The sequence below is a fragment of the Nostoc sp. UHCC 0252 genome (assembly GCF_034931145.1).
Lineage (GTDB): Bacteria > Cyanobacteriota > Cyanobacteriia > Cyanobacteriales > Nostocaceae > Nostoc.
The window spans coordinates 116,566-131,350 of record NZ_JAYGHE010000012.1 but is presented as its reverse complement, the minus strand read 5'-3'; the positions used below and the strand labels follow the sequence as shown (position 1 = coordinate 131,350).

Annotated in this window: 12 protein-coding genes and 1 tRNA gene; 4 read left to right on the top strand and 9 right to left on the bottom strand. The window is 43.9% G+C overall.

The window, feature by feature from the left end; translation table 11 throughout:
* Positions 1-269 precede the first annotated feature (269 nt).
* Positions 270-707, top strand: coding sequence for a hypothetical protein (locus tag VB732_RS10715; protein ID WP_323230811.1), 438 nt, complete (start codon positions 270-272; stop codon positions 705-707).
* Positions 708-1,275: 568 nt separating this feature from the next.
* Here VB732_RS10715 and VB732_RS10710 read toward each other — a convergent pair.
* Positions 1,276-1,347 (bottom strand) — tRNA-Thr (locus VB732_RS10710).
* Positions 1,348-1,380: 33 nt separating this feature from the next.
* On the opposite strand from VB732_RS10710, the gene VB732_RS10705 reads away from it, so the two are divergent.
* Positions 1,381-1,665, top strand: a complete 285-nt coding sequence (locus VB732_RS10705) for a DUF3493 domain-containing protein (protein ID WP_323230810.1) — start codon at positions 1,381-1,383, stop codon at positions 1,663-1,665.
* A gap of 460 nt (positions 1,666-2,125) precedes the next feature.
* Here the strand turns inward: VB732_RS10705 and VB732_RS10700 are convergent, their stop codons facing one another.
* A complete protein-coding gene (locus VB732_RS10700) occupies positions 2,126-3,820 on the bottom strand; it encodes a DUF1565 domain-containing protein (protein ID WP_323230809.1) in 1,695 nt (564 codons plus the stop codon).
* A 577-nt stretch (positions 3,821-4,397) separates the two neighbouring features.
* Between VB732_RS10700 and VB732_RS10695 the strand changes: the two genes are divergently transcribed.
* Entirely contained in the window at positions 4,398-4,934 is a 537-nt protein-coding gene (locus VB732_RS10695) for an alpha/beta hydrolase (RefSeq protein ID WP_323230808.1), read from the top strand.
* On the opposite strand, the gene VB732_RS10690 is transcribed toward VB732_RS10695, so the two are convergent.
* The 7 genes from VB732_RS10690 to VB732_RS10660 all read right to left on the bottom strand — a co-directional run bounded on the left by VB732_RS10690 (position 4,931) and on the right by VB732_RS10660 (position 13,730).
* Positions 4,931-5,128 carry a hypothetical protein gene (locus VB732_RS10690; RefSeq protein ID WP_323230807.1) on the bottom strand — a complete coding sequence of 66 codons (198 nt, stop codon included), beginning with the start codon at positions 5,126-5,128 and terminating at the stop codon, positions 4,931-4,933. The two genes, VB732_RS10695 and VB732_RS10690, sit on opposite strands and share 4 nt — an antisense overlap.
* A gap of 186 nt (positions 5,129-5,314) precedes the next feature.
* Entirely contained in the window at positions 5,315-5,935 is a 621-nt protein-coding gene (locus tag VB732_RS10685; protein ID WP_323230806.1) for a low-complexity tail membrane protein, read from the bottom strand.
* 105 nt (positions 5,936-6,040) lie between these two features.
* Positions 6,041-9,196, bottom strand: coding sequence for a translation initiation factor IF-2 (gene infB / locus VB732_RS10680; RefSeq protein WP_323230805.1), 3,156 nt, complete (start codon positions 9,194-9,196; stop codon positions 6,041-6,043).
* A gap of 482 nt (positions 9,197-9,678) precedes the next feature.
* Positions 9,679-9,948, bottom strand: a complete 270-nt coding sequence (locus VB732_RS10675) for a YlxR family protein (protein ID WP_323230804.1) — start codon at positions 9,946-9,948, stop codon at positions 9,679-9,681.
* Between the two features lie 147 nt (positions 9,949-10,095).
* On the bottom strand, positions 10,096-11,373 hold the full coding sequence (gene nusA / locus VB732_RS10670; protein ID WP_323230803.1) for a transcription termination factor NusA: 1,278 nt from the start codon (positions 11,371-11,373) through the stop codon (positions 10,096-10,098).
* A 202-nt stretch (positions 11,374-11,575) separates the two neighbouring features.
* Positions 11,576-12,037: a ribosome maturation factor RimP gene (rimP, locus tag VB732_RS10665; protein ID WP_323230802.1), complete on the bottom strand. Its 462-nt coding sequence runs from the start codon at positions 12,035-12,037 to the stop codon at positions 11,576-11,578.
* A 244-nt stretch (positions 12,038-12,281) separates the two neighbouring features.
* The gene (locus VB732_RS10660; protein ID WP_323230801.1) at positions 12,282-13,730 is read right to left on the bottom strand and encodes a hypothetical protein; all 1,449 of its coding nucleotides are present in this window, start codon (positions 13,728-13,730) and stop codon (positions 12,282-12,284) included.
* Positions 13,731-14,117: 387 nt separating this feature from the next.
* Between VB732_RS10660 and VB732_RS10655 the strand changes: the two genes are divergently transcribed.
* The coding region (locus VB732_RS10655; protein ID WP_323230800.1) for a peptidoglycan-binding protein at positions 14,118-14,785 on the top strand (668 nt) is incomplete at its 3' end.

Sequence of the window (14,785 nt, the reverse complement as noted above, 5' to 3'; positions counted from 1 at the left end):
CGGGGTACGCAATTACTATTTCGGGGTACGCAATTACTATTTCGGGGTACGCAATTACTATTTCGGAGTATGCATTTATTGATTTTGTGATTACTGTTGCTGATTGTACTTATTCTAAAACAACAAATCGATATGAAAAATGAGTAAAAACACAGGCAAACTCGTAATTATTTCGTTGAACTTTTAATGAAATAAATCCACAAAACTACCCATCTCAGGCAAAAGGATACTCCACTATCTTGAAAAAGGAATAAAAAAAAGGATATCTCATGTCTTTAAAAACTCGTGGATCTGCTGCTATTGAAAAAGCCCAACTTCGTCTCGCCTTGCTGAAATCTATTGATGAAAATCTGGATTTAGGACATGGGTTAACCATTGAAGCTTATAACCACCTAATCAACACTACCCGTGCGATGCTAGAAGCTAATAATACGCTGGTTTCCAATCTGGAAGAATCGCGTAAAACAGTAACCCAGATGGATAAAGCTCTCTCCGAAATGTCTGAACGAATGCTAAGTGGAGTTGCAACTGTCTACGGCAAAAACAGTATGGAGTATTCCAAGGCTGGCGGCTCTAATCGAAGACGAAGTAAACAATCTAGTTCAAAAGTTACTCCACTTGTAGCGGTTCTTACTACTCAAACTACTCAAGCTGCAATTGCGAATGCGTCAACTAACGGTAATGGCACAACTCCTCTGCTGCAATAATCTACACCTACTTAAACAAGAAATCAGATCCCCGACTTTTCTAAAAAGTCGGGGATCTTTTTGTCGCCAACATTTTGTTATATCGAGGATGCGTTGGCGTTGGCGTAGCCTCTCGTAGAGAAGGTATCGCTACATAATTACGAATTACGAATTGGTATTAGGTCTTTTGAAGATGCGAGTACCTGCTGTGTAATTTCTGGCAGTTGGTTAGGAGGATGCTTATCTAGTTATAAGTTTACCTTGATTTTTAGCTGTGGCGATCGCTCCCGAATTAGGTAGTAGATACCTGAATTCCTGGCACTATCACATAATTACCATTATTAGTAATAATCTAGTAGGACTTACCCAAAAACTCTCTGAAACTCTTATTTCTCCGTGCCCTCTGCGTCCTCGCGGTATGCCTCCGGCACGCCACGCGAACGATTTTCCGTTACCTGTGCGTAAGTCGTGTCTAGGTTTGATCACAATAATTTGTCACAACAACATTAATCTGTCACCGACGACAAATAATTAGTCACTATACAATTAATTTATGTCAAACTCTATTATTGAAGAATGCCTTTATCAAAGCCGATGATGGGATTTGAACCCACGGCCTGCTGATTACGAATCAGCTGCTCTACCACTGAGCCACATCGGCCTACACAGTCTAGAAGTATAACATAATTTAATTATGGTAAATCAAAATCGCAAAAATCGCCTTAATTCTGAACAATACGCCAGCCTGAAAGCAGAAATAGCCGCTCCTTATCGCGGCTTACGACAATTTATCTACATCGCTTTTGGTGCTTCTGGCTCCATTGGCGCATTCGTGTTTTTTTTCCAAGTCCTTGCCGGACGAGATGTTGAGAGTGCTTTGCCAAGTTTAGCTTTGCAAGTAGGAATAGTTGCCCTAATGGTTTTCCTCTGGCGCTGGGAACAGCGTCGGCAACAATCGGATAAAAGTTCTAATCTTTAAAGGTGGAAATTTTAGCTGCTAACTTTTTTTACTGCTTTGTTTCTATATATGAATTGATGCTTTTATGAAGATCAAAACATAGATAGAGAAAAAATAAAAAAATTATTAGGAAATCCCAAAAAGCGAAAATTTCTGAGAAACTAGAAATCGTTGAAACGGGGTCAGCCAATATAAAGACCCTGACCATAAACCTAATAACATTCAAATGGGGTCAACTATCTTATTTAAAGACCCCAAATTTTATGTCTAAAAAACCCTAAAATTAATAAAACTCGCAATATTAAAAGCGCCAGACTAATCGTTTGTTAGTCTGGCGCTTAAATTTGATAACTAGTACAGCACGGCGGAAATAAACCACCCGTTTCAAATATCTAGAATCCTTGCGAATTACGAATTACGTTCGCGTAGCGTGCCGGAGGCTCTATTACGAATTACGAATTACGCATAGCGGTACTAGGCATTACTGAACTGTTACCAAATAAGATGAAGGAATTGCTTGGGCACGTCCAGCATTAACGAGTGCCTGGTAAACAAAAGCAGCAACTTCAGCTCTAGTCGCTTCACGATTAGGATTGAGTTGCTTCGCTGTGGGATAGTTGATTACTAATTGCCGTGCAGTTGCCGCAGCAACAGGAGCGATCGCATAATTAGGAATCTGGGCAGCATCGGTGTAAAAGGAAAGGACATTCTGATTACTCGCAGTTAAGCCCAAACCATTAGCTAAAGCTACTAACGCCTGCACTCTGGGAATTTCCTGTTGTGGCTTAAAAGTGCCGTCAGGATAACCAGAAACAAATTCACTCTGGTAAGCAGATTGAATGGCAGCGTTAGCCCAGAAATTGCTTGGTACATCCTTAAATTTAATTGCTGCGCGTTTGTTTGGTGGTGTTAGGGCTTTAGTGACAATAGTGGCGAATTGAGCGCGGGTTACAGGATCATTGGGTTTAAAAGTACCATCAGGAAAGCCAGCAATAATATTTTGAGAAGCTAAAGCTTCGATGTAAGCTTTTGCCCAATAATTTGCTGGCACATCTTTAAATGCGACAGACCCTCCAGGGGGTACGTCAACAGTTGCAGCAACAAAATTTACTGAGCCGAAAATCTTTTTCTGATCGATATCGTTGCCAATAGCGACAATTTGACCTGTTTTAGTAGCGTTGTTCACATCATAACGAGTGTTATTGCGAATAAGATTGCCACCGGGATTTTCGTTGGTTCCAAGGTCGGGTTGAGCATTGACAGTTGCTATTACTCCATCCCGCTTATTGTTCTGAATAACATTCTTACGCAATACGGGCTTTGCTGATTCAGAGATATAAAGACCGTCTTGGTTTTGGATGATTTGATTCTCCACAATTAGGGGTGTGGAAGTACCACCGATCGCTAAACCAAAACCAGTATCCTGAAATAAGTTATTTCTGATTTCTCCTTGGGCAGCTCTAGCAACTGAAATCCCATTGCCTTTGTTTTGCACAAAGAGGTTTCCTTCAACTGTGGGATTGCCTGTACCCGTGACGAAAACACCCTCTCTAACACTGTTAGTAAAAGTATTGTTTTTGATAATCGGATTAGTTGACTCCACCCACACCGCCGTACCCCGGCTATTTGGGTTGGTGACAGTGACACCTGCGATCGTGGTATCTCGTTCGGCAAGGATGGTAATGTCCTGTCTGGCAAAGGTGCGACTTGTGTAGAAACCTCCACCTGTAATCAATATCCCCTGACCTTTAGTAGCTTCATCACCCCGCAGTGTCACCCCTGGTTTCAGTAAAAGCGGGAAGGTTTCGCCACTTTCCTGGTTATAGTTCCCAGGTGCTAATTGAATAACTGTACCTGGTTGGGCTTGACTGAGAGCAAAACTTATGCTTTTGTAAGGTGCAGCTGAGGTTGCACCAGCACCAGCACTATCTGCACCAGTTGCTGGGTTAACGTAAATCACTGCGGCAGTTGCAGGAGCTTGCGCTGTGAGCGTTGGGGCAATACTTTCTCGGTGAGTAGCACCAGCTTTAACCTCATCCGGTAGTAGTATTGAACCGCAGTAAACAGCTAGTAAAGCCGTTAGTCCGGCTCCCACGTGTAAAGTATATCTGAGATGACTGCTAGAAAGAAAGCGAAAGTTTTTCGCTAGAGAAATGTGAAAATCCCGATATTTCATCTTTTCCGTCTGTGATGTGCTGAATTATGGTCAAACAAGGTTGAAGGTAGCAAGCAGCCTTGTAGCTGCTGTAAAACCCATGCAAAACTATACTGGATGATTAGTGCTGATTCAGCTAAATTCCTTAGATAGATTACAGAACTTATACATTAGTTATATTCTTTTATTCAGAAAATTCTATTAGTACACTCTAGCCGAAGTTTGTCTCCTTGTAACAATGGGATTTTGCCCCAAGTCTTGTTAATTGAGATGGTATCTGGATTTTCAGCAAGCTCAAGCTATACTAGTACCGCAACGTGAAAGTCAAAATTCAAAAGTCACGCCTGCTTTAATTTTGGGCTTTCTGGCTGTAATGGTAATGAAATGGTAGGTTTATTTCCGCCGATCTGTACTAGGGACTTTCCAGATGAGGCGATCGCTTATCGACAAGTCTCTCGCTGCTTGTCTAAGCGTTCATCCTGCCTTTATTACAACTATTGAATAATTTATTTTTTTTTATTACCTAAAGCTAGATGCTGTAAATAATATTACTGGAATATCATTACAGTAATATCAAAGCTATTTAAAATCGGGAGAAATGCGTTTTAAATTTTTGGGGCTGCGTCGTGCCTTAGTTTTATTCAGTAGTACTTGTCTTCTACTTTTATCCACTCCTGCCTTTGGTGCAGAACGAGTAGTGCTAAACTATGGTATTTTGCGTGAATCGCTTTCTGTAGAGGAGCTATCCAACTTTGCCGAAACAGGTGAACTTTCACGTTCACTACGAGTTAATTTTGCTTTGGCGCGACAAGACCCCAAAGCTATCCGTCAGTATTTAACGGAGCCAGTAAAGGTAAACTTGATATTTTTAGATCGAGTTCTGAATAGCCGGATTGGTAATATTATTTTGGATCAAATTAGTCAAGTTATTTATACACCGTCTCGGACAGCAGACAGACAAGCTTTGCGATCTGCTTTGGTACTTTCTGCAAGTCAAGACGGGCAGGTATCGCTAATTGAAATTATTGAAAACTATCCCACCAATGAAGTGGAAGTTGATGGCAAACGCTTGGAGAGTGCATACCGTCAACTTCGTCGTTTGCAAACAAACTTACAAGATTTGCTTAATTTTTAGTAAGCTAAAGTTTCTAAAGTTTCTCTTAAATACCTTTGTACCTGCTGTTCCAAACGAATTCCGTGTAATTGAGTATCACGTTCTAGTTGCCAGCGTTGAAAACCGGAACTAGTGGAGATCGCACATTTGAGTCCATACCAAATTTCAGTGTCAGCAGAAAATTGGCGATCGCTAGAAGCTGGAATTTGAGCCATAGTTCCTCATTCCTTTGTTTTAACTTCAAGGGGAATTGGGAATTGGGAATGGGGCGTTGGGAATTGGGAATTGGGCAATAATTAATACTTCTTCTCCCCCTGCTTCCCCTGCCTCCCCTGCCTTTCCTACTTTCCCTACTGCTTATTTCTAGCCTTTTAAAGTAAATAATATTACTTTCAGGGCTGTTATGAATCTGTATTAATCCTAAACAAGGATTGCAATAATCGAGGAACGATTTGATTAACCCGCACCCCTAAAATAGTAAAATCTTGCTTAATCTTTTCTAAAGATAATGGCTCTATGCCAGCGAATTCTGTGTCATTAGTCACTAAAACTCGCATTACACTCACAGGTATTTGTAAAAATAGATTACTACCTAAAAAAGCTAACCCTGCAAGCACTAGTGCAACGCTGCGCCATTGGGGAAGAAATTTTGCTGAATTTGCTACTAATGGGGCAATTTGGTAAAGCTGCCACAGCACCCAAACCGATAATACTGCTGCCACTAATGCCAGGATACGATTTAACTTTGTATTAATTAAACAGAGAATTTTTCGCTGCCGTTCAGTCAGATTTTCTGGCTTGAGGGCTATTCCTAAAAGAGCAAATATATAAAAAGGGCGACGTAATTGCATCCATAGCAGGGGGAGAATACCAATTGCAGCAACTAAAGATAGCTCCATCCACACTGGCAAAAACGGCTCCCCTACAGACAAAAAGAATAAGCAGAGGACTAAAAAAATAGGCAACGTCGCTAATCCAGCGACGTGAATCCATAAAATAGGTTCAGAGCGAAATGAATGCATATTATAAAAAGTTGTGAGTTAAGAGTTAGGAGTTAGGAGTTAGCAGCCTTTAACTCCTAACTCCTAATTTATTACTCCTAACTTCTAACCATTTTACCCTTAACACTATCTCGTTAAGGTGAGAGTGCGGCGCTTCGTAACCATCTGATAGGATTCGATGATGTCACCTTCAACCCAATCATTGAATTTATCGATGCCGACACCGCATTCATAACCGGCGTTGACCTCACGGCTATCTTCTTTCATCCGTTTTAGGGAGTCAAGGACACCTTCAAAGATCACCTTACCGCCGCGTCGCACTCTGACTTTGCAGTTGCGAACTAGCTTGCCAGATTGAACGTAGCAACCGGCAACAGCACCGCGACCGACTGGGAAGACGGCACGAACTTCGGTTTGACCCAAGGGTTCTTCCACCAACTCTGGTTCCAAAAGACCTTCCAAGGCATCTTGGATATCTTCTAGGAGTTTGTAGATCACGTTGTATTCTCGGACATCTACACCTGCTTCATCGGCGGCTTGTCTAGCGCCACTGGCAAAGGTGGTATTGAAGCCGATAATTACAGCGTTACTGGCAGCTGCTAAGTCGATATCTGTCTCGGTGATTTCCCCAGCAGTCGCCAAGAGCATCCGAATTTGGACTTCGTTTTGCGGGATTTGCTTGAGCGCTCCCACAATGGCTTCTACAGAACCTTGTACGTCTCCCTTCAAGATCAAGTTGAGTTCTTTCAACTCGCCTTCTTGTGCTTGAGCCGACAAGGTTGTAAGGGTAACACGACCTTGTAACAGGCGGGACAGGCGTTGTCTATCGGCGCGATCGCTAGCGAGTGTTCTAGCTTCTTTTTCGTTCTGGAAGACCTCGAACTCGTCGCCTGCTGCTGGCACATCACTTAAACCCAGCACCTCGACAGCAAAGGAAGGAGAAGCAATGTCTACTCTCTTGCCTCTGTCATCCACCATCGCCCGAACTTTACCGAAGGCCGAGCCAGCTACTAGGATATCTCCCACGTGCAGGGTGCCATTCTGAATTAGCAGGGTAGCAACTGCTCCCTTGGCTTTATCCAGATGTGCTTCAATTACAGTTCCTTTCGCAGTCCGATCTGGGTTGGCAGATAGTTCTGCAACCTCTGCTACTAGCAGAATCATCTCTAAGAGCGTATCTAGATTTTCACCTCTGATGGCGCTCACAGGAACCATGATTGTTTCACCACCCCAGTCTTCTGCCGTCAGACCATACTGAGTGAGTTCTTGTTTCACCCGCTCTGCCTGTGCCCCTTCTTTGTCAATTTTGTTGATTGCAACAACAATTGGCACTCCGGCTGCTTGGGCGTGGCTAATGGCTTCAACGGTTTGGGGACGGACACCATCATCAGCAGCGACTACCAACACAGCAATGTCTGTTACCCTAGCTCCTCTAGCCCGCATCGCTGTAAAGGCTTCGTGACCAGGAGTATCCAGGAAGACTATCTGCTGTGGTTTGCCCTCATGTTCTATATCCACATGGTATGCACCGATGTGTTGAGTGATACCACCGGCTTCACCAGCAGCCACTTTGGTTTTGCGAATTGAGTCGAGCAGGGTTGTTTTACCGTGGTCTACGTGACCCATAATTGTCACGACTGGCGGACGGCGGTGGAGGTATTCCAAGTCTTCTGCGCCGACCATTTCGGTAATTTTCCGAGCTTCTGCTTCTCGCTCGACGGTTTCAACTTCTATTTCTAGTTCTTTTCCTACCAGGGTAATTGTGGGAATATCTAGATTTTGGGTGATACTCACCGCCATGCCTTTGAGGAACAGGATTTTTACAATCTCTGTATCGGGAACGGCTAAAACGTCAGATAACTCTTGCACAGTCAACGGGCCTGTGATCGTTACCTTTTCGGGACGATCGCGCTTTGGATCAGCTTCTTGTTGGCGACGGTTATTGTGATGGTCACGGCCAGAACCAGATTTAGAACCAGGTTTTCTACTTCCTCTAGCAGTTGGGGCGCTAGCAAGGCTTGCACCTGGCATCTGTACAGGTCGAGTAGCTTTTGGCTTGGGAGGACGGGCAATGGAAAGGCTGACTTGGACGGTAGCTGGTGAGTCGATATCGTCATCATCCAGCAAATCTTCTTCAAATTCATCATCCAAAATCGGCTTGATCCGCTTGCCTTTAACGCCTGCTTTAGCCTTCTCTTTAACTTCGTCGATTATTTCCTCTTCTACCCACTTTTTGCCGCCTTTGGTCGGGCGAGGCGGACTTGGGCGTTTCAAATCGAGGAGATCGGGTGCTACGACTGGCTCATCACCCAGTCCTTGAGATTTGCCCGCTATTCCTGACATTTGTCTGGGTGGAGTAGCGATCGGCATTGCTGCTACAGATTCACCAGGACGCGCTGGCCTGGGTCTTTGCCCATCTCCTAGTTGCGATGGTGCAGATGGTCTATTGCCCCTCTGCTCTGGTCTGGTAGGTGCAGGGGTGGGCCGAGCCTGTCTTTGTGGTGCAGATTGTGGAGACTGGTCAGTTGGCAGTTTCGCAACTCTCGGCTTAATTTGCTCGCGATCGCCTTCAACGGGTCGTAGCTTTTGGTCGCGTTTGAGAATTGGTTTATCTGCCTGAGATACCTGCTCATCTTGAACCTGGGCAACTTCTGCTGCCGGTCTTGACGGAGGGGCAACTAATTGCGGTCTTTGAGGTTTTTCCGATTTTGGCCTGGGTGTAACTATTTTTTCCGCTTTTTGGGATGCTACTTTTTCCGGTGCCTGATTTTGATTAGGCGTTTCTTCCAGGTCGGTAACAGGAGGTTGCTCTTGAGTCTCCGATTGAGTCCGGGGCACAGGTCTAGTTGGTGCCGCCGGCTTCATGGGTGAGACTGGTGTAGCAAAAGGCCGTGGAGGTGAGGGAGGATTAGCTTCAGACAAGGCAGCTTGGGTATTGTTGGCAACTGACGCCTCTGGGGCGTTGGAGGTAGTATTTCTCAATATTTTGGGTTTGCGTATTTCCAAAATTTGCTGTTTGTGGGGTGCAGCAGGTCGGTTACGTCCGCCGTTTGGTGGTGAATTTGGCTTATGGCTGGTTGTACCTAGTTCCTTTTTGGCTGACACATTCGTAGTTGCAAGCTTTTCTGCTGCCGCCCGGATGTTTTCTGCCTCGGATTCTGAAATCGTGCTGCTATGGCTTTTGACCGAGATGTCGAGCTGCTCGCAAATTGCTAATAGCTCTTTGTTATCCAAATTCAATTCCTTTGATAATTCATAGATTCTAACTTTGCCGTTGTTCATCCACTCTTCCCCTTTAATTTACAGTTTTAGCGGATGGTTGCCTGGTTTGCGACATCTCCATCCTTGGATTACTGTTTTTAGACTGCCGTTCAGTTTTTGCCGGTGCCTCCAATCAGGAAAGAGAGATGTTTCGGTTTAATAATGGCATCCCCACCAGTAATGATGGTTGAGGGACACCCATAAAAATTTTTTAAATAAAAGATTTTTATAGGAACCCCTGACGCCGAACTGCGCCTGAGCGCTACCAGGTTGCCATTTTGTAGTTTCTTGTTTTGTTGATTCTGAATCTTCCACAACACAATCGATTACATCTTGATTCTGGGAATGTTGCCTCGCCTCTCTTAATTATTGGAGAGTCGAATGCTTTTTACACCCATTTACTATTTTGGCACTAACCTTAACATTCAACAGAGGGTGTGATAAAAGCACGACTTCGGCTTTCGCACAATTCCTTTGGTGATCATGTCAAAAAGTTGTTCCAATTAAATTTGGTTTTGGGTATTGCTGCTAGCTAGACGTTGCGACAAGCTTTGGTACAGTGTTTCTGGCACTGATGCATGTAGCGATCGCCCTAGTCGATTTTTTTTTTGAGCCGCTTGTAAGCAACTCGTTTTTGGACAAATATAGGCGGAACGCCCCATGCCCTGATCCAATTGTACCTTTCCCGATGGAAAGACGCGGACAATCCGCCAAAACTCATCTTTGGAGCCTACTTTTCGGCAACTAATACAGCGCCGATAATTTGGTTTCATCAGTTCTCTGCGATTTCAGTCCAGCATTATGGGTGTAAAAATAAGTTTTTTTTACTATTTTTTACTTATACCAAGCCGTCTTTCAGAAAATACTCTTCGGGACGCGGACTACAATCAACATTATCAAAACTTTACAAGATTGAGCAATTACTCGTCATCGTTACTGTCAAAAGTATCCTCCTCTTCTAGTTCGTCCTGGTTTTCATCTTCTAATTCTTCCTCAAAATCAAGATCATCTTCCTCTGCCTGATATTTTGCTCTTACAGCCGCAAATTTTTCATCCTCTCCTGCATAGTCATATTTAGCTTTATCTTTGATGTCTATTTTCCAACCAGTCAGGCGGGCTGCCAAACGGACGTTTTGCCCTTCTTTCCCAATGGCCAAACTAAGCTGATCTTCAGCTACGAGTACGTGAGTTTGGCGGGATTCTGGATCCATGAGGCGTACTTCATCCACCCGTGCTGGACTTAAAGCATTAGCGATGTATGTTGCTGGGTCTGGCGACCAACGAATTACATCTATTTTTTCACCGCGTAATTCGTTGACTACTACCTGAATTCGCGATCCCCTGGCTCCGATACAAGCACCAACAGGGTCTACATCACGATCAAGGGTATCTACTGCTATTTTAGTCCGGGGGCCGACATAACGGGAGGGGGGGTTTGCCTCCCTCGCTACGGCAACAATCCGTACCACTTCATCTTCGATTTCTGGGACTTCGTTGGCAAATAGATAAACTACCAAACCAGCGTCTGCACGAGACACAAGTAACTGTGGCCCACGTTGCTGACCTTGAGAGACTTTTTTCAGATATACCTTGAAGGTGGCATTTGCCCGATAATTATCGTTAGGCAACTGTTCCCGCTTTGGTAATTCGGCTTCTACTTCTGGCTGACCAAAACCACTGCTAACTGCCAAAACCACAGATTGCCGCTCAAACCGTAGGACTCTTGCTTGCAAAACAGTTCCTTCTAAATCTTGGAACTCTTCTTGCACCATCTGGCGCTGTTGATCCCGTAATTTTTGCGCTAACACTTGCTTGGTTTGCATTGCCGCCATCCGACCAAATTCTCCTTGGTCGGGGGTGACATCCAGTACAACAGAGTCTCCTAACTGCGCTTCAGGAGCTACTTGTTGAACTTCATCTAGGGAAATCTGATGGTCTGTGTTATTTACTTCTTCAACAATAGTTTTGGTAGAAAGAACGCGAAATCCTTCTCCGTCAATATCTAGTTCTACTTCAAAATTCTCAAAATAATCTTCGTCAAACTGTTTGCGCTCTAAATTTTGGGCACGACGATAGCGTTCGTAACCTTTGAGTAGTGCTTCTCTAATAGCTGATTGAACTGCAAGACGGGGTAAATTCCGCTCACGACTTATACTTTCAATTAATTCTTTTAATCCAGGTAAAGTAACCATTGACATAAGCAATCTCCTTTAAAAATTAGGGAGTCGGGAGTCGGGAGTGGGGACTGGGGACTGAAAACTAAGCATTAGAGCCAGGGATTAGAGAATAGCTTTTCACTAATCCCTAACCTCTAGCCCTTAGTCCATAATCTCTAGCCCTTAGCTTCTAGCCTCTAGCCAAGCTGCTCTTGTCTCTAACTCCGAAGCCCTAGCCCTTTGTTTATGGGCGCTCGTCTAGCTGCACCTTCGTAATTAGGGAGCGGGGAATTTCGACTACACGACCTTTTTGGTTTAAGTAAAGTGTTGTCTCATCCCGGCGAACCAACTGACCAATCCACTCTTGTTGTCCCTCGTAGGGTGGCGAAGTGGAGATAATGACAGGAAATCCTTTAAAGGAAATAAACTCCCTGTCTGTTACCAGTTGCCGCGAAATACCAGGACTCGACACTTCCAAGACGTAGGCATCTGGAACGATTTCCGCAGCATCTAAGGAGGCTTCTAAAGCACGACTCATCCTCTCACAATCATTCAATCCGGTGTCTTGCTGAGGATTGCGAATATCTACCCGCAACACTGGTGGACTTTGGTGAGTGTGAAAAACCACGCCAACCACTTCCAATCCCAGTTCTTCTGCTACTGGTGTCGCCAAATCAATAATTTGTGGAACTAAAGGATGAGCCATGTGAGAATTCAATAAAAAAAGTGGGCACTGACCCACTTCCTGCGATAGGTATATCTTCCAAGAAGTCTTGTGACGAACCAATGATGGTTCGCCCTCATTCGAGTTTAGCGCATTTAATGGATAGTCGAGTATAGGGGATGGGGCATTGGGGACAAGAGGCAGGGGGCAGGGGGACAAGGGGACAAGGGGACAAGAGGGAGAATAAATATATCTCTTTCCCTCTGCTCCTTGCCCCCTGCATTCTCTAGCCTTCCCGTATTTTTGGGAGAGTGGTGCTTTTCTTAATGACTGCTGGAACGGAGGCTTGTGTTCGTAGCTGCCTGGTTTGCTCGATAATTTGATCTATGTCTTCTTGAGACAAACGCTGGACGTAGTTGATTTTGATTTCTTCTAAGAAGTCAAAAAGTAAACTCTGAATTTCGGAAAGTACGTGTTTTTCCTTGATTTCAGATCCCAAGGCTTCGCTAAACTTTTGTACTAGTTGACTCGTGAGTTTTGCGCCAACAGGATCTTCAACGGCGCTAACTAAAGTTTTGTAAAGGTTAGTTGTGATTTGCGTCGCAAGTTGTTCGCCTAACTGGGTTTGAGCCTGTCCCACACCAGGAAGATTCTGGAGGTTGCGGTAGACGGGAACTTGATGGAAGACGGTTTCGATGTTGTGGCGCAAAATGGCAACGATCGCAGGTTGAATTTCGGGTAGCACTTGGTAGACAATGGTTTTTACCAGAAGACTTGCGATCGCTTCCACTTCATTCACATTATTAATATCTATGTAGGGACGTAAAGTTTCTTGTTGTGAGAGCCAGCGCGTAAATTCACCTCGCTGAATTGAACCCTGAACCTGGTTAATTACCCGCACCACTACTACTTCTGTGAGTTCTTCAGCAAAATTAGCGACAATCCCCTGATGAATTTGCTTTCGCACTGGATGGAGATTCAATAACTGCGCTTTATCGAGGCGGACTAATACAGGTAAAATTCGTAACCACCGCCAAAATGGTAGTAGTAAAAGTAGGTCATACCAACGCCACAATATTGCTTCAAACCAGCTTAAGCCTGGATGTCGGCGTTTAATGAATAATGTCCGCCCTAACAATTCGACACCAAATAAAATCACAAAGGGTAAGTCAATTTTCCAGAAATTATCAACAAATTCGCCATTTTCACCGATTTGGCGGAAGTAGTTAGTGGCAATTAAAGGGCGGATGCTTTCGTTAAAAAATTTAATTTCTTGATCCCAGCCCTTTTGTGATAAGTAAGGCTGACTCCAAAAAGTAGCAAAGGACTGTTTTGCAGATTCATTACCGATGTGCGATCGCATCCGCTTTTTGATTTTTTCCAGAGTGCCACTCTTATTGACTCCCGCAAACGGGTTACTGTCAATCATCTCGCTGCTAAGACGACTTATTTGTATTAGCCTGCTATTTACCTGAGAAGACTCTAACCCTGTTTGCCTGACTTGTTTTTCTAATGCGTCTATTGTTTCTAAATAACTTTTTGTATCTCGGTGGGGTTCAATACCTTTTATTGGGTCATAAATTTGAATAACTTGGGGAAGTTTTCTTAAGTAAAAATCTCGCCAAGGTACGTAACTTAAATCAAACGCAACTAAACCTAAATTTGCTGTGGCAGTAATTGCCATAAATCTTTCAAACCAAAGATTACGCCGCTTAGAAAATTTTTTGTCTTTCATTTTTTGTCATATAATATACATCTTTTGGATGTTTGGAATATCGTTAATTTTTTCTTAACCCAGTCCAAGGGACTTGGTTTGTATAGCCGCGAATAACCTTTGCCGAGGCTTAAGTTGACACTAATGCATATATGTGCATTTCTCCTCTAATTTAATGTTCAAAGAATATATTTGATTCCAATGATAACCGCCGCATCTCTACCCAAAAAATATATTTCTTTTGATGGATGGCATAAATTGCTTTTAATGCGTTGTCAACTTTAGCAAAAATAAATCACAATTTATTCAAAAATCATTAAAAAACTGCAAAAAAAGTTATTAAACAAACTTAAAATGCAGCTGTTAACATTTATAATCCTGCTGATTTGATCCAAAGGAGTTTTAAATATGTGGTGTGGGTTTGGAAAATCAAGCGCAACCTTTGCTGTTACTTGCCTGATAAGTGCTAGTGTGGTAATTGCAGACACAGGTTTAGCAGCCCCTCAAGGTAGCTATACGCCCGAGCAATTCCGTTCTGTGTTGCGAGGATTAGGCTATAACGTCAAGGTCACAAATAGCCCTTTGACCGATGAAGAAACTAGAAAGGCAATTCGTGAATTTCAGACAGGTTACAGACTAAAGCCAGTTGATGGGATAGCAGGGCCAAAAACCCAGGATTTTGCTGCTAACATTGTTCGGATTTTGGAAGCAAATTTGAATGCAGTGGTAAAGCCAAATCCCCCCCTCGCGCGCGATCGTTTTTACGATTCCCGCACGGAAGCATTGGTGAAGGAGTATCAGAAGAAATATCAGTTGTCAGAAACTGGAATTGCTAATTTAGCACTCCGTCAAAAGCTGAATGAAGAAGCAAAAACAGTCTTCAGTCAGCCAACACCAACACCGGGAGCTACACCAACGCCGAGAGCTACGCCAACGCCGAGAGCTACGCCAACACCGAGAGCTACACCAACACCGGGAACTACACCAACACCGGGAGCTACACCAACACCGGGAGCTACACCAACACCGGGAGCTACACCAACACCGGGAGCTACACCAACACCGGGAGCTACACC

Excerpts from the sequence above, each read along its gene's own strand:
- VB732_RS10700 (WP_323230809.1), bottom strand. The coding sequence starts at position 3,820 with ATGAAATATCGGGATTTTCACATTTCTCTAGCGAAAAACTTTCGCTTT.
- VB732_RS10685 (WP_323230806.1), bottom strand. The coding sequence starts at position 5,935 with ATGCATTCATTTCGCTCTGAACCTATTTTATGGATTCACGTCGCTGGA.
- VB732_RS10695 (WP_323230808.1), top strand. The coding sequence starts at position 4,398 with ATGCGTTTTAAATTTTTGGGGCTGCGTCGTGCCTTAGTTTTATTCAGT.
- rimP (WP_323230802.1), bottom strand. The coding sequence starts at position 12,037 with ATGGCTCATCCTTTAGTTCCACAAATTATTGATTTGGCGACACCAGTA.
- VB732_RS10715 (WP_323230811.1), top strand. The coding sequence starts at position 270 with ATGTCTTTAAAAACTCGTGGATCTGCTGCTATTGAAAAAGCCCAACTT.
- VB732_RS10690 (WP_323230807.1), bottom strand. The coding sequence starts at position 5,128 with ATGGCTCAAATTCCAGCTTCTAGCGATCGCCAATTTTCTGCTGACACT.
- VB732_RS10660 (WP_323230801.1), bottom strand. The coding sequence starts at position 13,730 with ATGAAAGACAAAAAATTTTCTAAGCGGCGTAATCTTTGGTTTGAAAGA.
- VB732_RS10675 (WP_323230804.1), bottom strand. The coding sequence starts at position 9,948 with ATGAAACCAAATTATCGGCGCTGTATTAGTTGCCGAAAAGTAGGCTCC.
- nusA (WP_323230803.1), bottom strand. The coding sequence starts at position 11,373 with ATGTCAATGGTTACTTTACCTGGATTAAAAGAATTAATTGAAAGTATA.
- VB732_RS10705 (WP_323230810.1), top strand. The coding sequence starts at position 1,381 with ATGGTAAATCAAAATCGCAAAAATCGCCTTAATTCTGAACAATACGCC.
- infB (WP_323230805.1), bottom strand. The coding sequence starts at position 9,196 with ATGAACAACGGCAAAGTTAGAATCTATGAATTATCAAAGGAATTGAAT.